This is a genomic window from Prevotella bivia DSM 20514 (assembly GCF_000262545.1).
Classification (GTDB): Bacteria; Bacteroidota; Bacteroidia; order Bacteroidales; family Bacteroidaceae; genus Prevotella; species Prevotella bivia.
Map to the genome: position 1 here is coordinate 18,332 of NZ_JH660659.1, position 15,227 is coordinate 33,558.

Consider the following 15,227-nt stretch of genomic DNA (forward strand, 5'->3'; position numbering starts at 1 on the left):
ATGAAGAAGCATATCCCTAATTGTATCACTTGTTGTAATCTTATCTCAGGTTGCATAGCCACAGCTTTTGCTTTTGGTGGTAACCTTGAGATAGCTTTGGTATGGATTATCATAGGTGCAGTGTTTGATTTCTTCGATGGTATGGTGGCAAGACTCCTTCATGTTAGTTCGCCAATAGGTAAAGAACTCGACTCGTTAGCCGATGATATTACCTTTGGTGTAGCCCCTTCTACTATCGTATTCTCACAATTAGGCATTATGGATTATCCCTCTTTCTTAGAGCCTTTGCGCGAATACATTCCTTTTCTAGCCTTTATAATGGCAGCATTTTCTGGTTTGCGTTTAGCAAAATTTAATTTGGATGAACGTCAAGCTTTAGGCTTTATTGGTTTGCCAACACCTGCTAACGCCTTGTTTTGGGGTTCCTTGTTAGTAGGAATAGGCGATAAGCTCGCTAATTATCCCATTGCTTTATTCCTCGTTTTGGGAGGAATACTAGTAAGTTCATGGCTCTTAGTGGCTGAAGTTCCTATGTTTGCCTTGAAGTTTAAACAATGGGGTTGGAAAGGTAACGAGATAAAATATATATTTCTTTTATCTTGTATTCCTTTATTATCAATTTTTGGAATTACCGCTTTTGCCATTATCATTGCGTGGTATGTAGTGTTATCAGTGGTGGTAATGAAGCGTAATGGGTCGAACTTAGTCAAATCTTAATAGGTTATGGCAACATTTCTAAAACTATCCCTTTTCTTATTCATAGTTCTCTTTGTAGCTTTAGGCTGGATTGTTTACACTTTCTTTAAGCAAGTGCGTAAGCATGCCCAGCGTTTTAGTGGCTTTTCTCAGCATCGCGAGCCTAATTATAAGGGCGAAGATGCAATCATTGACAATCGTTCAATGGAGCAGCGCACAAAGAAAGTAATAAAGGATAATGAGGGAGAATATGTCGATTTTACGGAGTCTGATAAGCCTTCAAGTCCTATTCAGTAGCATTTTATTGTGTGAAGCACTACCTTTTAATAAGTAATAATTTACCTTTTTAGTATTAAAAGATAACCTTTAATACAGCAAAAGCTTATCTTTTAATATGATTTTTAATTTATTTTTCGTTTAAAAATAAATTAAAAGCAAAACAAAAATAATTTATTTTTATCTTTAAAAGATGACATTTTAATAGCTTGCCTATTATCTATTACCAGATAATAGGTAAGCTATAATTGTATGAAAGTTGTGTTGTCCTATTGTTTCTTTGTAAATTTATCGTCTAACGACATGATACCTGTGTAGCGAATAAGGTCGCGATCGGTGGAGCTGACACTTACGCTTGCAGAAGCATTGATGAATTGCTCAATAATGATTTGGATAACTTCCGAGTTGTTGCGTGTGGTCATTATGATGCGTCTACCGTCCTTAATAGGTTGATCATCATAGCTTTGCAGCGGTTGAACAAAGTGTAAAGCAGGATCAGAATAACCCATAGGAGCACGATATAATCTTCCCCAGTAAGGAAGGAAAAGTCCTACAGAGTCGCCACTTACTTCTAGCCCATAATCGTTGTTTAGATAGCGAGATGGTCCTTGGTTAGGATACATTCTATCAACAAATATACGATAACGATGCTCGTTTAGATGCCCATTTACCGCTTCTGCTGTGAGTTGGTTCATGGTTTCCTTTGAAATAGGATTGCCATTTGAGTCATAATAAGTTGTAGCACATCCAATGAAAAGCACTGCAACAAATAGCATAGTGATTAATTTTTTCATACGCTCTCTAACTTAATTATTTATCTAAAATTGAGAAATTGTTAATGAACAATTCTTATTTCTTTTACTCACGTTTTAATCTATTTTCTCCACCTTTGGCGCATCTACCTTGTCTGTTGAAGGGGACGATTTAGCAGGTGTACCCGATTTTGTCATTGTTTCAGGTTTTGAAGAGTTAGTATTTGACGATTGTGGCACTACTGGTACTGGCCCAATTTCTGGTGCTGGTACTGGTATAGGATCCTTTCTAGCTGCCCGAATAGCTTTATCTTTCTCATCTTTTGCTGCTTTCTCTGCTGCATTTTTTAGTGCTTGATCGTTTTCAGAAACCTCTTCCGTATTCTTTTTAGATGTTGTCCATAGATAATCGCCAATGATATCTATTGTGTCATTTGAAGCCTTAGCTTGTTGTTCAGCTTGCTCTTCTTCTACTGTCTTTTCGCTTTCTTTCTTTATGTTTACAACAAAGTTGTAAATAAGTCCGCCGACCAGAATAGCTGCAATGATGCAGAGAACTCTGAATGTGAGCGTTTTTGTAAACTTCTTATTTTTTGCCATAGCTGTTGCAAATGTGGTTTATTTTATAAGTAGAAGATTGTATATATACATCTCCCAAACACTTACAAAGATAAGCAATATTTTTATTTTCAGACATGATTTACAAGATATTTCTTTTAGACATGATTTACAAGATTAATATGATTTTTATTTTCGGACATGATTTACAAAAATCATAAGGTTTTTATTATGCTCTTCTATAAGTCTTATCTACTAAATATCTTGTAAATCATGTCTGAAATAAATTTCTTGTCTACATAAAATTTGTAGCTTATATTTGTCTATTCTTTAATGTGGATAAAAGCATTTGCAAGGATAGCTGTTAAGCCACCTGTAGTGATACCGCTTGAGAATATGTTGCGGATTACTTCAGGCATTTTGTCAAGGATGTTAGGCACTAGCTCTACGCTCAGTCCCATAGCAAAGCTGATAGCCATAACAAGCACGGCTTTGCGGGTGATCTCGGTAGAAGCAATGATGCGTACACCTGCTGCTGCTACTGTACCAAACATTAGCAAGGTAGCACCACCTAGCACACTGTCTGGAATAAGTGAGAACACCTCACCTACAATAGGGAACAAGCCTAAAATGATTAAGGCTGCTGCAATGAAATAGCCCACATAGCGACTTGCAACACCCGTAAGCTGTATCATGCCATTATTTTGTGCAAAGATAGAGTTAGGGAAAGAGTTGAACACAGCAGCAAGCATTGAGTTGAAACCATCGGCTAGGATACCACCTCTCGCACGCTTCATGAATACTTCGCCCTCCACAGGTTGTCCCGATATTAAAGAATTGGCAGTAATATCACCAAAAGCCTCTACGGCAGTTACTAGATAGATGAGTCCGATACCTATAATGGTTCCAATATCAAAGCGTAAGCCATATTTGAAAGGTATAGGAATATTGAAAGATGCGATGCCGTTTATCTTTGAGAAATCAATCATTCCAAGGAAATAAGCCACTATACAGCCTATCAAAAGTCCAAGAACAATAGATGCCATACGTAGGAAGCGATTGCTAGAACGATTGAAGAAAATAATGCTGATAAGCACCAACAAAGCCAAACCGAGATGTTGCATAGAGCCAAAAGAGCCATTATCCATCGCTATTTGTCCACCACCGCATGAGTTGATACCTGCTTTGATGAGGCACAATCCGATAAGCGTAACAACGATGCCCGAAACTAATGGTGTAATGATCTTGCGTGTGTAAGGAAGAATACGACTTACGATCATTTCTACAACAGAAGCTACCAAACATGCGCCAAAGATATAGCTCAAGCCCATTTCTACATTCATTTTTCCGCCTACCATACCCATCATACCAGCACCTATGATAGGACTAATGAATGAAAATGAGGTACCTTGAATGCAGAGTAATCCAGTACCAATAGGTCCAAACCTGCGACATTGGATAAAAGTAGCTACTCCCGAAGCAAACAATGCCATAGAAACCATGAAGGCTGTCGTGCCAAGATCGAACTTCAATGCCGAACAAATGATGAGTGGAGGGGTGATGATAGCAACAAATATCGCTAACAAATGCTGCATAGCAGCAAAAAGAGTTTCACGAAGGGGAGGACGATCGTTCAATCCATAAATGAGTTCTTTTGATTCTTCCATTAGATGAAGTGAAAAGGTTTTGAAAAATATTAATACTGTATAAACATTTATTATAGCCTCTTTGAAGAGGTATATACGTAAAGAGGTGGACTCAATATAAGCCCACCTCTTTTTATATATTATTGTTCTTTCAATTTAATTTCGCAGTTATCAAGCGACTCTATGATAGCTAAACTTTCGCAGCGCACCCCTGCCGCTTCAAGCATCTTGCGACCGTCTTGGAACGCCTTTTCTATGATAAAGCCCATACCCACGAGTTCTGCCCCAGCCTGTTGGCATAGGTCGATGATACCTTTTGCAGCATTACCGTAAGCAAGGAAGTCGTCTACAAACAAAACTTTGTCATCTTTCGTAAGGTATTCTTTTGATATTACGATGTTATACTCTCTTTGTTTAGTAAACGAGAATACTTTCGTTGTGAGCATATCGTTCATTGTCGAAGGCTTCTTCTTCTTGGCAAAGACCACAGGCAGGTCGAGCAGAAAGCCCATCATAACGGCAGGTGCTATACCACTTGCTTCGATAGTAATAATCTTGTTGATTTCTGTAGAAGCATATCGGCGGATAAGTTCTACCGCAATTTGCTTCATCAGGTTAGGATCCATCTGGTGATTGATAAATTTATCTACCTTGAGGATACCTCCCTCGAAACACTTACCATCTTTTAAGATGCGATCTCGTAAAGTCTTCATTGTTACAATTAATAGTCAAACTTTGATAAAAGAAAATGAGCGGAAAACAACATTCCTGTGTTTTCGCTCAATAATTAATTGCGTGCAAATTTACTAAAAATAAGAGATACCAAAAGAATAATTGAACGTTTTTTTTAGAGAGAAGAGGTTAGAATTGTATGGTTTGCGCTAATGTGCTATGTTGACAAACTGTTCTCAAATCTCTAATATCTAATCTCTTTTAGTGATTTATGGGCGCAAAGGTAATACATTTATTATTAGTTTGTAAATTTTGCAAAAAATAATCTACTCTTATTTAAATCCTCTTCGTTTCCATACTTCATCCATTTTCCGTACCTTTGCAGCGTCTTACGAGGGAATGGACAACTATTTTGTTTATCCTCGTGAGAATTTTAATAATTATATATTATGTACAAAACCAATTTTAACGAACGTAGCGTTATCAAGTTTAAGCACTTCTCACGCCGTGGCTACTCGCTCTTTTCTGTATTAGGAAAAGAGGTGGTGATTGGTGTATTGAGTGTTGCTACCCTTCAGCATGCTACTGCAAAGAGTATGAGTAACGAAGGCATTAAGGCAAGCAACGACTCAACACAACTCAACCAATCGCGCGTTGTAGCAATGGATGAAGTGTGTATAACGGGATCGCGCGCTCCACTTGCTGTCAGTGAGCAAGTGAGAAAGGTAACTGTACTCGGCGGTGATGAACTTCAGCATGCCCCTGTACAGAGTATTAACGATTTAATAAAGTATGCCGCAGGAGTCGACGTAAGGCAACGAGGACCTATTGGTGCGCAGACCGATGTTAGCATACGAGGAGGAAATCAAGAACAGATAGCAGTGCTGCTGAATGGCATTAATATTTGTGATCCACAGACAGGACACAATGCCTTCGATTTCCCATTAGACATTTCTCATATCAAGCGGATAGAGATCTTAGAAGGACCGGCAGGGCGCGTATATGGTACTTCTTCTTTATTAGGCGCCATTAATATTATTACCCAAACTCCACAAAAGTCTTCTCTCGATATTCATACAGACGGTGGTTCGTATGGCTATTTCTCAGTGGGAGCGCGTGGTAACATCACCAATAATCATTGGACTAATCAGCTCTCGACCAATTTTACCCGAAGCGATGGTTATCTTAGAAACACTGCAGGAGGGCTTAATGCTGATTATAAAACAACTAAATTGTTTTATGATGGAGCTTATGATAATCGTCTTTGGAAACTTAATTGGTATGCAGGATTAAGTATTAAAGACTTTGGTTCGAATACCTTTTATGGTGTGAAATATGACGATCAATTTGAACATACCACCAAATTATACACTGCCATACAAGCTGAAAATAAAGTGGGTAAACTCCGTGTCCATCCTTCGGTGTATTGGAATAGGGGTTGGGATCGTTTCGAACTCTATCGTAATGCTCCCGATAAATTTTCTTTTAACTATCACCGAACAGATGTGTTAGGAGCTAATTTGAATGCTTATTATATATGGTCGAATACGCATAAGACAGCTTTTGGTGTGGAGGTGAGAAATGAAAATTGGATGAGTAACAAATTGGGTGATCCACTTGATACTCCACATTCTATTCAGGGCACTAATGAGCAATATCAACGTGGTCTTGAACGTACTAACACTCAGTTCTATGTAGAACACAATATAACAACAAATCATCTTACAATCTCTGGTGGCTTTATAGGCATAAAAAACAGTCAAGCAGATATGCCGTTAAAGTTTTTTCCAAGTGTTGATGTTAGTTATCGTTTTAGTAGGAATTGGCAATTATACGCATCGTATAATACAGCCTTACGTATGCCATCATTCACAGAACTATTTTATAAATTAGCTGGTTTTAAACCCGATAAGCATTTACGTCCAGAAGAGCTAACGGCATACGAAGTGGGAGCGAAATATAACACCGATTATATCATAGCAACTGCAAGTGTGTTTTACAATCATCATAATCATCTTATTGATTGGATTAGCGATGGTAGTAAAGATGCAAATAACTCACCAATATGGAAGAGTGTCAACTATGGCGTAATCAATGATCTTGGGATAGAATTTTCGAGTAAGCTAATGCTTTCAAAAATATTCCCTAGTCAGCATATTCTCAAGACTTTCAAATTGTCGTATTGCTATCTCAATCAAGATAAAGAAGTAGCTGCCAATATTACAAGCAAGTATGTTTTGGATTATCTCAAACATAAGTTGGTTGCTGGTTTGGATATGAGCCTTATAAAGAAACTTAATCTTACTCTTGATTATCGTTTTCAGCATCGTATGAACAATTATCTCGACCTAGAGGGTAAACGCCACAACTATGGCAGTTATGGCATTGTGGATGCACGCCTTAGCTGGGATGATAAGAACTGGAGTGCTTATATTACAGGCAATAATATTTTGGGGTGTCATTATGTAGATGTCGCAAATGTGAAACAGCCTGGTGTATGGGTGGTTGCAGGTGTTTCCTTTAAGTTGTAGAAAGAGTAAAAAAGAAAAACTATATTCCATACTGTAGTACCCCCGAAAGTTGGACATAAAAACTTTCGGGGTTTATAATGTCGAGAAAGAAACATCACAAACATGACCACTGCGCTAGACAGCATTATGTGCATTTATTAGATAGTCGTTCCCAATTTAAAGACGGTTATTTCTATGCTGAAAAATGCTTTAGAAAATATAAGAAGTTAAAGTAGCCGTAGCAGCCCCCAAACTGCTACGGCTTTTTGCTTCAAATGTTAAAACTTTATTTCAGTACAAATAAAAGTACTGAAATGCTTGTGTAGTACGGATAAAAGTATTATCTTAGTATTGTTCAATAAAACAAATATAGAATATGAAGACAAAAAATTAGCATTCACAGAAATCTAGTTGGATATGATTGAGACAGGGTGTAACTACCGCAAGAGTTATCCAAACGGAGACCCCGAGTTAAGATACTATCTTGAACGTCTCTTTGTAGAATGGCTCGAAAGCAACGAAGATTAAAACAAACAAGCCTCTCCTCTTCGGAGGAGGGGTTATTAAAGAAAGGATACAGCTATGGCAACAATGACATTAAAGAGAACACAGGCGGACACAATGAAAGCCCAAATGAGCGACTTGCTGATTTCCATCTCATGGTCAGATCTCGCAAAGCGTTATTTCGGCAAATCAGGTTCTTGGCTCTACCACAAACTTGATGGCATCGACGGCAACAAGAAGCCCACAGAGTTTAGCGAGGCAGAGAAGTTAATACTTCGTGGTGCGCTTGCCGACCTTGCCGACCGCATCCGCCGAGCCGCTGACGGCATACACTAAGCCTCGGTTTCTATATTGACCGATTTGAACACCAAGTCGCCACGTGGGCTGGTGGCGCATCTTAGCCCTCTTGCACCAAGCAAGGGGGCTTTTTTGCTTCAAATGTTAAAAATACATTTTACTATCAAAAAAGATAGTATAAAATTTAGTTACTATCCAAAAAAAGTAGTACCTTTGTATTGTTCAAATAAATATATAGTATGAAACAAGAAAAATCAAAATGCAGGTTACCTCCGAAGAACAAGACCTCATTCAGGCAATCAGAAATTATTGCGACAGCTATCCAAACGGTTATCCACAGCTCCTTATTTATGCACAGGACATCTTCGACCGACTAACGGATATGCCAAAAGATTAAAACAAAAGGTTCTCCCTTTGGGGAGAGCCACTTATAAGGTAAAACTAAAATTACAAGATTATGGAAATAGCAGTACAGAAAGCAGACAAAATCACCGATATGAAGAACCGTATGAGTGATATATATCTTAGTGTGTCATGGCGTGAAATCTCACGCACTTACTTCGAGAAGTCTGTGCCTTGGTTCCAGCATAAGATGTATGGCATCGACGGAAACGGTGGTGTCGGAGGTTTCACACCTGAAGAAGCCCAGCAACTTCGTGGTGCGCTTGTAGACCTTAGCAACCGCATCCGTCGAGCTGCCGATAGTATTCCAGCCCCGGCTGCTACTATATAGCCGATTTGAACACGAAGTCGCCATCAGGCTGGTGGCGCATCTTAGCCCTCTTGCACCAAGCAAGGGGGCTTTTTATTATTTGCGTAACGTTAAAAAAAAGTTGCGCCACGCAAAAATAATTGCGTAAAGTCTTGTTTTTTACGCTAATTATCTCTATATTTGCACCGAAACATTTATAGTATTATCGTAATTATGGCTTATAAGAAAACTCCCGTTACCATTATCAATGCCACTCCCGAAGTAAGGAGGGTTATTGACGAACTGAGAGCCAACAAGCGCACTCAGGTGGAGAAACTACGCAATATGAAGCCTGAAGATTTCTCGTTACGCATCATATTATAAATGAGACATTTATTTATAGAAACTGACGCTCAACACATCTGTAATTATAGTCGTCATTACTATTAAAGTGTATGAATATAAAAGTTTATAAACCATCCCGAAAGATATCTGTTCATATCATCAGTGAGCAATTGAATGATAGAAGCGGAGTTATTTCGCTTACAAATATTTTAGGGACAATGAAATTCAGAGGCTACATATTCGGCAGCAATACAGAAGATATGCGTAATGATTGGCGTACGATAGGCAATGATATTAGGAAAGCAATGAAGGCTTATGAAGCAAAATAATAAAAATGCAAAAGTGCTGCCCGAAAAAACGCCTAATATAGACAAGAACGAGCAGGCAGAAATTGTAAACTTAAATAAAGTTCTTGAATCCATTGAACCGGAAAAACGACAAATCATAGCCAGAGCAATCTGTGCAATGGAAGAGCATAAGTCGGGTCAGTAGAAATTTAGTGGGGATATCCATATAGTTTACTTAATCTAAAAATAAAGAATTTTTTATCCGTAACTCCTCTTAGATTGGCTCTGAATAATTTTATTTTTGAGTTAAACGATTCTGCTGCCGCATTTGAAGCTCTGTTATTATAGAAATTGAGTATATCATTATAATGTTCATAGAATGTTGCAGCAATCACATTAAAGGAATGAAATCCAGCTTCTTCTACCTTATTATACCACTTAGCCATGCTTAGTCTTGCAGCATCTTTAATAGTATTTTTAGCAAAAATCATCCTTAACGAATGACATAGTCCATACGCTATCTTGAGTTTGGGGTATTCTCTAAATAATATTTTAGCTCTCTGCTTTTGTGTTGTAGTCCATTTATCAGCAGACTTAAATAGTAAATACCTACTCCTTGCCAATAACTCTTTACGCGTATCTCCATTTTCATAAATAAATGGTTCGTATTTTTTACCCTCTAATTTAGCATTTTCCATATCATCAGTGGCTTCCTGTATTGCATCCCATCTATAATCTATTCTTATCTGTTGTACTGCATCACAGGCTAACTTTTGGATATGAAATCTATCAATAACTCTTTGAGCTTTAGGAAAACAATGATGTACAATTTTACGCATTGTATCAGATAAATCTAAAGTAACTTCTTCTACTTGTTCTCTTTGTTGTTCATCTATTTTATCTAATATCTTACAGACTTCATCTGATTTTGTACCTGCTACAATAGCTACCAAACAGCCTTCTTTACCGTGTTTATCACGATTAGTAACGAGGGTATATAATTCACCATTTGAGAGAGCTACCTCGTCAATGGCAAGAAACTTACCTATATTCTCAGGAAACAACACCCATTTATCAGCATGGGATAACTGTTCCCAACCCCTATAACCACTTAAAGTTTCCTTGTATTGTTTCTCAAAAGTATGTCCATTTATATGATAAAAATCCTCAAGCGTACGGCAGGTCACGGGGGATGTCTCCATACGTTTCTTTTAAAAAATCTCCGAACTCTTTACTATAACGAGTTCCAGAGGAAGTAAGATCTATGGGTAAGGGCAAGGAGAAGCTTTTACCTGTACGAGTATCAACCCAGCGACGACGGCGAAAGGAAAGGATTACTTTGTGATCACGAATAGGAAAGTCCGTTATATCAACTACTGCCATAAAACCCTTTGATTCAAAATGGAGGTCATTGAGAAGTTCCGTTTCCATCTTCTCATCTAAATAAATACGAAACAAGGTAGAATCCTTTTCTATCCTAACTATTGAAAAATACCGAAGGACTTCGCTGGGAAGAACTAACTCGGCTAACTGATAAAGATATTTCTCTTCCATAATACAAAGGAAAGAAAAATAAAACAATTATGAAAATATCCCCCACTAAATTTCTACTGAGCCCATAAGTCTTTCAGAGGTCCTCTTCCCGCACCCGAAGACTTTAATGCCTACAAAGTAGTGCTGCCTGATGCACCTGAGCGTATCTTGAGAATGGCGGAAAAACAGTTGGAACACAGAATAAACACCGAGACAAAAATCGTTGATGCAGGGCTTAAGGAAAGCAAGTACGGACAGGTCATTGGAGCCGTTATAGTGTTAGTATGCCTTGCTGGAAGTGTTTTTCTTGGCATGAATGGGCACGATTGGCTGGCTGGTTCAATGGTCGCCATTATTGCCACTGTGGGAACTATATTTGTACTACGAAAAGAGCCCGATAAAGATAATCTTTCAGAAGCACAGAAAGATGAGCGCAAGGAAAACTAAAAAGAGACATTAGATAATGAGGCAAAAGGTGAAAGCAATAAAGTTTTCGCCTTTTTTTGCCCCACGCAAAAATAATTGCGCTTTTATTTGGCAGTTACAAAACTTCTACCTATCTTTGCAACCGCTAAACAATGTGTAGTAATACACAAATAAGGGCGAGATGAACATCAAGCCCCGAACTTATTAGAATTTCGATGGGCTTATTTTTATGCCCATATTGTAGCCTCGGCTACGACTTTCGATATTGGCGGATGCCTTCCAGTGAATTTGCCCTTGTTGGTGTAAGACACATTGTTTAGCGACAGGAAGAGCATCCGCTTTTTTCTGTATCCGTACCTGGCGGATCCAGGCAATGCTAAACAATGTGCAACATGCAACAGACAATCAATTTTGAAGCTCAGGCGCAAACTACTCGCCCAGCCATCAACGTACGTGCTACGATACAGCGCAAAATCAAGTCTATTAATCTTTGGCTCGACCAGAAGAGCGAGTTTTACAGCCGTATCGCCGAGTTCCCCGTAACCCGTCGTTTGGTGCTTCGTGTCAATGCCGTATCTTTGTGCCTCATGCTCACCGCCATCGCCGTCGAGCAGCGTCCACTCGTTGCCATCACCTCCGCCCTCTGCGCAGGCTGGCTCGTCTATCGTATCAACAAAACAGATAAAAAAGGAGGTAAACGATGATTTATGTTTTCGACCTTACTATCAAAACCACACTTCCGTCGTATATGCAACCGGTTGCAGAACTGATGGCAAAATTTGATAGTGTGGTGTTTCTTGACTATAATGAGTTTCAGATTTTCACCGACTGTCTCAAGAAAAGCCTTGAGCGGTCAAAACCCGAAGGCAGTACGGCTTTTGTCGAGGTGTATAATTCCTTTAGCGAAGAAGATACAGGCGGCATCTATGTGTACTCGCATCGCAATAGTGGAGACAGCTTACTCCGAATGAGGTTCACTCCTGCACGTTCCATTATGGAGTACGACCTGAATTCCTGCAAGTTCAGCGATATTAGTAACCGCTTAAAGGAAGGAGGCGCACAATGAAAACCACTCTCATTCATCTGAGCGAGGAAGCCACCGCTACCCTTGAGGCGATGCTCGACCCTGGTTACATCTATGAGCGCACCGAGCGTCTTCAGGCCATCGAGGACTTCCTTATCGATCAGTGGCGCGATGCCCACAACATCAAGCCCGAGGCAGCCCTCACATTCCTCGACACCTTGCGCGCCCTGCGTAAGGACTTCGGCACATTCCTCACCTCGGTAGACCCCTCAGGCGAAGCCGACGATCGTCAAACCCTAAATATTCCAGACAATGAATAATAAGAAAGAAAACCCTGAGCAGCCCATTACCGACATCAGCATTTATGTGGCAGCTCTCTCCACTACCTACCGCCCTGCTTTCGCACCAGGCGAAGCCACCCATTTCTTCTCCACCGCCGAGGTTGTCGATGCCATTCGTGGCATCGACCCCTCTGCTAAGGTCAGCCCCGAGCAAGTGTTCTCCGCCCTTATCGATGCAGGTTTCAATTTCTGCAACCGCCCCGGGGCGCACGGCTTAGAGTTCAAGTGGATGTTCCGTGAGCGATAATTTTCTTTTTTGTCAAAGCATCCATTCATTTGGATGTTTGTTTGTCAGGGCACTTCGTCGTGAGACGAGGTGTCCTTTACAACCCAAAAAGAAGTACATAAATTTGCCATTGACAAACAAACAGGTAAAATGAATGAGACAAATAATCAGACACGCTTCGCTCTTCAGCGGTATTGGGGCACCCGAACTCGCAGCCTTATGGCTTGGGTGGCAAAATGTTTTTCACTGCGAGATCAACGAGTTCTGCAACACAATCCTCAGCTACTGGTTTCCAAACTCCATCAATTATGAAAACATCAAGACAACAGATTTCTCAAAGTGGCAAGGACAAATTGACATTCTCACGGGAGGCTTTCCTTGCCAACCTTTCAGCTCAGCAGGGCAGCGACTTGGAGCGGACGATGACCGCTACCTCTGGCCTGAGATGTTACGAGTCATCAGGCAGATACAGCCCACTTTCGTCATTGGTGAGAACGTTGCTGGTATCCTCTCGATGGTACAGCCCAGCGAAGAGGTTAAGGTGGGAAGCACAACCTCTCTCTTCGACGAGAACGACGACATTTACAAGAAAGAACAGCAGTTCGTCATCGAAACAGTCTGCTCAGACCTTGAGCGTGAAGGATACTCCGTCCAGCCGTTTGTTATTCCGGCTTGTGCCGTCGGTGCGCCCCACCAACGAGACCGAGTGTGGTTCGTCGCAAGAAGGAATGTTCCCACACCTACTATTGACACCCTGCACGATGGAGTTCTGCGAGGACCCAGCGTCGATGAGGGCGAGGGCGAAGCGCAACGGCTACAAGAACGGAACGAAGTACAACAGCCTACTGAGCCAAGTGGTCTACTCCGATATTCTTCCCACGCCAGTAACACAAGGGCTAAAGGTATGCGAGAACAGCAAACAGAGGTTCCTTTCCCTCGGTCTGCTCCCTACGCCCTTAGCGGTGGAGATACAACACAGCAAGCGCATCAAGGCACTGAAGGAGAAGGGAGGGAAGACGATGGACAGCAGAGCCAACGGCGAGCAACGACCCAACGGTCTGATGGACTTCATCAACTTTCACGGGATACTGCCGACCCCGAATGCCTCCGAGGCAACGAAATGGGCTACGACATACAACCCCGACAGTCAGATGGGGTCAGGGCTGACAGCGATGGCTATCAATGGGATGTTGCCGACACCGAGTGCCGCAGATGCGACGATGGGGGCAGTCCTCGGCAAGAACGACAGAATAGTACAGACACCCTCAGGGACTCTGCGCAAGGTAACCCCGACAACGAATTTCAGCCTCGGTCTTGCAAGGACGGTTCAACTCCTGCCGACACCCTGTGCCCAGGACTTCAAGAAGAGGGGCGTGAACTCCAAGCAGAAGGGATTGCCCGAGATGTTCCGCAAATGCGACTGGCTGCTGACCCCAAGGGCGAGCGACGGGATGCGTGCCATAATGACGATGGACAACCTCAAGGCGCATCGCAAGAAGAACGCGGCGCAGAGCAACTTGGCGGAGCAGATTGCCCACAAGATTGGTGGAGGGACTTCCCAACTGTCTCCCCTATTTGTAGAGGAAATGATGGGCTACCCTTTGATATATCTCGTCTTACCATTCCTTTCACAAGATGGCGACAGGAGTCAATAAAAGCCCTCGGCAACTCTATGGTTCCGCAAGTTGTCCTTGAATTATTCAGGGCAATAGAGGCGGAGATTTTCGAAGAATAACTTGCGTTATTCCTAATAAAAATTTATATTTGCATTACTTAAACATAAGTAATATGGAACTGATATTTATTATATCTACTATTATAGCGATTATTACTATTCCTATGAACCGTATATTCATGATACGGTTAGCATGGTTCCTATTGGTATCTTTGCTTACGCCATTGATTGGTATACCTGTTTACCTATTACTCTTCGGAAAGGAATAGTCACACATTCCTGTCCTTTTTTCTTATCTATTCTGTTACTATCTTTGCCTTATATAATATAGGTAAATATGGTAACAGAAACTCTTATCCGCGAGCAGTTTGTTCATCAGACCATCACTCGTGGCATACACAAAATTTATTCCACACAGGAGCAGGTGGTTCGTAACAACTTTCAGTTACGCACAGGGCGTCTTCTCACCTCTCTTTCTGCCCATAACTTTTCAGCCGAAAGCCAAGGCTTTCAGCGTAAATTCTTTGTTCGTGTTCTTCCCTATCTTCGTTTTCTTGATATGGCTTATCGCATCAGGAAGGATCGTGTGGCAAAATATAAGCGCAGCAACTTTGCTCTTTATAACCGTGTTGTATGGGGAGTGCTTTACCGTGAGACATTCCCCGAACTTTCTTTTGGTTTTACGGACGAAGTGCGCAAAAGCATTAACAAGGAACTCAAGGATATTTTCGACACTGATAGCAAATCATATTTCAAAGCAAAATAATT

At 40.8% G+C, this 15,227-nt stretch carries 22 protein-coding genes and 1 pseudogene; 17 read left to right on the plus strand and 6 right to left on the minus strand.

The window, feature by feature from the left end; all coding sequences use genetic code 11:
- Both PREBIDRAFT_RS00685 and PREBIDRAFT_RS00690 read left to right on the plus strand, forming a co-directional pair.
- Positions 1-717, plus strand: a complete 717-nt coding sequence (locus PREBIDRAFT_RS00685) for a CDP-alcohol phosphatidyltransferase family protein (protein ID WP_004337340.1) — start codon at positions 1-3, stop codon at positions 715-717.
- Positions 718-723: 6 nt separating this feature from the next.
- The gene (locus PREBIDRAFT_RS00690) at positions 724-993 is read left to right on the plus strand and encodes a hypothetical protein (protein ID WP_004337341.1); all 270 of its coding nucleotides are present in this window, start codon (positions 724-726) and stop codon (positions 991-993) included.
- 248 nt (positions 994-1,241) lie between these two features.
- On the opposite strand, the gene PREBIDRAFT_RS00695 is transcribed toward PREBIDRAFT_RS00690, so the two are convergent.
- The 4 genes from PREBIDRAFT_RS00695 to xpt all read right to left on the minus strand — a co-directional run bounded on the left by PREBIDRAFT_RS00695 (position 1,242) and on the right by xpt (position 4,641).
- Positions 1,242-1,766, minus strand: coding sequence for a DUF4251 domain-containing protein (locus PREBIDRAFT_RS00695; protein ID WP_004337342.1), 525 nt, complete (start codon positions 1,764-1,766; stop codon positions 1,242-1,244).
- Positions 1,767-1,841: 75 nt separating this feature from the next.
- Positions 1,842-2,324: a hypothetical protein gene (locus tag PREBIDRAFT_RS00700; RefSeq protein WP_004337343.1), complete on the minus strand. Its 483-nt coding sequence runs from the start codon at positions 2,322-2,324 to the stop codon at positions 1,842-1,844.
- Positions 2,325-2,605: 281 nt separating this feature from the next.
- A complete protein-coding gene (locus PREBIDRAFT_RS00705) occupies positions 2,606-3,949 on the minus strand; it encodes a nucleobase:cation symporter-2 family protein (protein ID WP_004337344.1) in 1,344 nt (447 codons plus the stop codon).
- 119 nt (positions 3,950-4,068) lie between these two features.
- Complete coding sequence (xpt, locus tag PREBIDRAFT_RS00710) at positions 4,069-4,641, minus strand: xanthine phosphoribosyltransferase (RefSeq protein ID WP_004337345.1); 573 nt, start codon at positions 4,639-4,641, stop codon at positions 4,069-4,071.
- A 408-nt stretch (positions 4,642-5,049) separates the two neighbouring features.
- Between xpt and PREBIDRAFT_RS00715 the strand changes: the two genes are divergently transcribed.
- The 7 genes from PREBIDRAFT_RS00715 to PREBIDRAFT_RS11345 all read left to right on the plus strand — a co-directional run bounded on the left by PREBIDRAFT_RS00715 (position 5,050) and on the right by PREBIDRAFT_RS11345 (position 9,439).
- On the plus strand, positions 5,050-7,131 hold the full coding sequence (locus PREBIDRAFT_RS00715) for a TonB-dependent receptor plug domain-containing protein (RefSeq protein WP_004337346.1): 2,082 nt from the start codon (positions 5,050-5,052) through the stop codon (positions 7,129-7,131).
- Positions 7,132-7,692: 561 nt separating this feature from the next.
- A complete protein-coding gene (locus PREBIDRAFT_RS00720) occupies positions 7,693-7,950 on the plus strand; it encodes a DUF5053 domain-containing protein (protein WP_004337347.1) in 258 nt (85 codons plus the stop codon).
- A gap of 220 nt (positions 7,951-8,170) precedes the next feature.
- Positions 8,171-8,308 (plus strand): hypothetical protein, encoded by a 138-nt coding sequence (locus tag PREBIDRAFT_RS11545; protein WP_004338964.1) that lies wholly within the window; start codon positions 8,171-8,173, stop codon positions 8,306-8,308.
- Between the two features lie 60 nt (positions 8,309-8,368).
- The gene (locus PREBIDRAFT_RS00725) at positions 8,369-8,644 is read left to right on the plus strand and encodes a DUF5053 domain-containing protein (RefSeq protein WP_004337349.1); all 276 of its coding nucleotides are present in this window, start codon (positions 8,369-8,371) and stop codon (positions 8,642-8,644) included.
- A gap of 192 nt (positions 8,645-8,836) precedes the next feature.
- Positions 8,837-8,986 (plus strand): hypothetical protein, encoded by a 150-nt coding sequence (locus PREBIDRAFT_RS11340; RefSeq protein ID WP_155114394.1) that lies wholly within the window; start codon positions 8,837-8,839, stop codon positions 8,984-8,986.
- Between the two features lie 71 nt (positions 8,987-9,057).
- Entirely contained in the window at positions 9,058-9,276 is a 219-nt protein-coding gene (locus PREBIDRAFT_RS00730) for a hypothetical protein (protein ID WP_004337350.1), read from the plus strand.
- Positions 9,263-9,439, plus strand: coding sequence for a hypothetical protein (locus tag PREBIDRAFT_RS11345; RefSeq protein ID WP_155122321.1), 177 nt, complete (start codon positions 9,263-9,265; stop codon positions 9,437-9,439). Before PREBIDRAFT_RS00730 ends, PREBIDRAFT_RS11345 begins: the two co-directional genes overlap by 14 nt.
- A gap of 4 nt (positions 9,440-9,443) precedes the next feature.
- On the opposite strand, the gene PREBIDRAFT_RS00735 is transcribed toward PREBIDRAFT_RS11345, so the two are convergent.
- Positions 9,444-10,436, minus strand: coding sequence for an ISAon1 family transposase (locus PREBIDRAFT_RS00735; protein WP_004338965.1), 993 nt, complete (start codon positions 10,434-10,436; stop codon positions 9,444-9,446).
- Positions 10,402-10,788: an ISAon1 family transposase N-terminal region protein gene (locus tag PREBIDRAFT_RS00740; protein WP_004338966.1), complete on the minus strand. Its 387-nt coding sequence runs from the start codon at positions 10,786-10,788 to the stop codon at positions 10,402-10,404. The genes PREBIDRAFT_RS00735 and PREBIDRAFT_RS00740 overlap by 35 nt, the downstream gene beginning before the upstream one ends.
- Positions 10,789-10,887: 99 nt before the next feature.
- On the opposite strand from PREBIDRAFT_RS00740, the pseudogene PREBIDRAFT_RS00745 reads away from it, so the two are divergent.
- The 8 genes and pseudogenes from PREBIDRAFT_RS00745 to PREBIDRAFT_RS00775 all read left to right on the plus strand — a co-directional run.
- A pseudogene (locus PREBIDRAFT_RS00745) lies at positions 10,888-11,214 on the plus strand (DUF2335 domain-containing protein); the annotation flags it as partial.
- A gap of 371 nt (positions 11,215-11,585) precedes the next feature.
- Positions 11,586-11,897 (plus strand): hypothetical protein, encoded by a 312-nt coding sequence (locus PREBIDRAFT_RS00750; RefSeq protein WP_004338390.1) that lies wholly within the window; start codon positions 11,586-11,588, stop codon positions 11,895-11,897.
- 65 nt (positions 11,898-11,962) lie between these two features.
- Positions 11,963-12,259 carry a hypothetical protein gene (locus PREBIDRAFT_RS00755; protein ID WP_244864319.1) on the plus strand — a complete coding sequence of 99 codons (297 nt, stop codon included), beginning with the start codon at positions 11,963-11,965 and terminating at the stop codon, positions 12,257-12,259.
- Positions 12,256-12,537, plus strand: coding sequence for a hypothetical protein (locus PREBIDRAFT_RS00760; protein ID WP_004338388.1), 282 nt, complete (start codon positions 12,256-12,258; stop codon positions 12,535-12,537). The genes PREBIDRAFT_RS00755 and PREBIDRAFT_RS00760 overlap by 4 nt, the downstream gene beginning before the upstream one ends.
- On the plus strand, positions 12,530-12,805 hold the full coding sequence (locus PREBIDRAFT_RS00765) for a hypothetical protein (RefSeq protein ID WP_004338387.1): 276 nt from the start codon (positions 12,530-12,532) through the stop codon (positions 12,803-12,805). Before PREBIDRAFT_RS00760 ends, PREBIDRAFT_RS00765 begins: the two co-directional genes overlap by 8 nt.
- 133 nt (positions 12,806-12,938) lie before the next feature.
- Entirely contained in the window at positions 12,939-14,519 is a 1,581-nt protein-coding gene (locus PREBIDRAFT_RS00770) for a DNA cytosine methyltransferase (RefSeq protein WP_004338386.1), read from the plus strand.
- A gap of 53 nt (positions 14,520-14,572) precedes the next feature.
- Positions 14,573-14,728 (plus strand): hypothetical protein, encoded by a 156-nt coding sequence (locus PREBIDRAFT_RS11550; protein WP_004338385.1) that lies wholly within the window; start codon positions 14,573-14,575, stop codon positions 14,726-14,728.
- 68 nt (positions 14,729-14,796) lie between these two features.
- On the plus strand, positions 14,797-15,225 hold the full coding sequence (locus PREBIDRAFT_RS00775) for a hypothetical protein (protein ID WP_004338384.1): 429 nt from the start codon (positions 14,797-14,799) through the stop codon (positions 15,223-15,225).
- Positions 15,226-15,227: the final 2 nt, after the last annotated feature.

Bases quoted from the DNA above. Each gene is read 5' to 3' on its own strand.
- PREBIDRAFT_RS00685 (WP_004337340.1), top strand. From the start codon at position 1: ATGAAGAAGCATATCCCTAATTGTATCACTTGTTGTAATCTTATCTCA.
- PREBIDRAFT_RS00690 (WP_004337341.1), top strand. From the start codon at position 724: ATGGCAACATTTCTAAAACTATCCCTTTTCTTATTCATAGTTCTCTTT.
- PREBIDRAFT_RS00695 (WP_004337342.1), bottom strand. From the start codon at position 1,766: ATGAAAAAATTAATCACTATGCTATTTGTTGCAGTGCTTTTCATTGGA.
- PREBIDRAFT_RS00700 (WP_004337343.1), bottom strand. From the start codon at position 2,324: ATGGCAAAAAATAAGAAGTTTACAAAAACGCTCACATTCAGAGTTCTC.
- PREBIDRAFT_RS00705 (WP_004337344.1), bottom strand. From the start codon at position 3,949: ATGGAAGAATCAAAAGAACTCATTTATGGATTGAACGATCGTCCTCCC.
- xpt (WP_004337345.1), bottom strand. From the start codon at position 4,641: ATGAAGACTTTACGAGATCGCATCTTAAAAGATGGTAAGTGTTTCGAG.
- PREBIDRAFT_RS00715 (WP_004337346.1), top strand. From the start codon at position 5,050: ATGTACAAAACCAATTTTAACGAACGTAGCGTTATCAAGTTTAAGCAC.
- PREBIDRAFT_RS00720 (WP_004337347.1), top strand. From the start codon at position 7,693: ATGGCAACAATGACATTAAAGAGAACACAGGCGGACACAATGAAAGCC.
- PREBIDRAFT_RS11545 (WP_004338964.1), top strand. From the start codon at position 8,171: ATGCAGGTTACCTCCGAAGAACAAGACCTCATTCAGGCAATCAGAAAT.
- PREBIDRAFT_RS00725 (WP_004337349.1), top strand. From the start codon at position 8,369: ATGGAAATAGCAGTACAGAAAGCAGACAAAATCACCGATATGAAGAAC.
- PREBIDRAFT_RS11340 (WP_155114394.1), top strand. From the start codon at position 8,837: ATGGCTTATAAGAAAACTCCCGTTACCATTATCAATGCCACTCCCGAA.
- PREBIDRAFT_RS00730 (WP_004337350.1), top strand. From the start codon at position 9,058: ATGAATATAAAAGTTTATAAACCATCCCGAAAGATATCTGTTCATATC.
- PREBIDRAFT_RS11345 (WP_155122321.1), top strand. From the start codon at position 9,263: ATGAAGCAAAATAATAAAAATGCAAAAGTGCTGCCCGAAAAAACGCCT.
- PREBIDRAFT_RS00735 (WP_004338965.1), bottom strand. From the start codon at position 10,436: ATGGAGACATCCCCCGTGACCTGCCGTACGCTTGAGGATTTTTATCAT.
- PREBIDRAFT_RS00740 (WP_004338966.1), bottom strand. From the start codon at position 10,788: ATGGAAGAGAAATATCTTTATCAGTTAGCCGAGTTAGTTCTTCCCAGC.
- PREBIDRAFT_RS00750 (WP_004338390.1), top strand. From the start codon at position 11,586: ATGCAACAGACAATCAATTTTGAAGCTCAGGCGCAAACTACTCGCCCA.
- PREBIDRAFT_RS00755 (WP_244864319.1), top strand. From the start codon at position 11,963: ATGGCAAAATTTGATAGTGTGGTGTTTCTTGACTATAATGAGTTTCAG.
- PREBIDRAFT_RS00760 (WP_004338388.1), top strand. From the start codon at position 12,256: ATGAAAACCACTCTCATTCATCTGAGCGAGGAAGCCACCGCTACCCTT.
- PREBIDRAFT_RS00765 (WP_004338387.1), top strand. From the start codon at position 12,530: ATGAATAATAAGAAAGAAAACCCTGAGCAGCCCATTACCGACATCAGC.
- PREBIDRAFT_RS00770 (WP_004338386.1), top strand. From the start codon at position 12,939: ATGAGACAAATAATCAGACACGCTTCGCTCTTCAGCGGTATTGGGGCA.
- PREBIDRAFT_RS11550 (WP_004338385.1), top strand. From the start codon at position 14,573: ATGGAACTGATATTTATTATATCTACTATTATAGCGATTATTACTATT.
- PREBIDRAFT_RS00775 (WP_004338384.1), top strand. From the start codon at position 14,797: ATGGTAACAGAAACTCTTATCCGCGAGCAGTTTGTTCATCAGACCATC.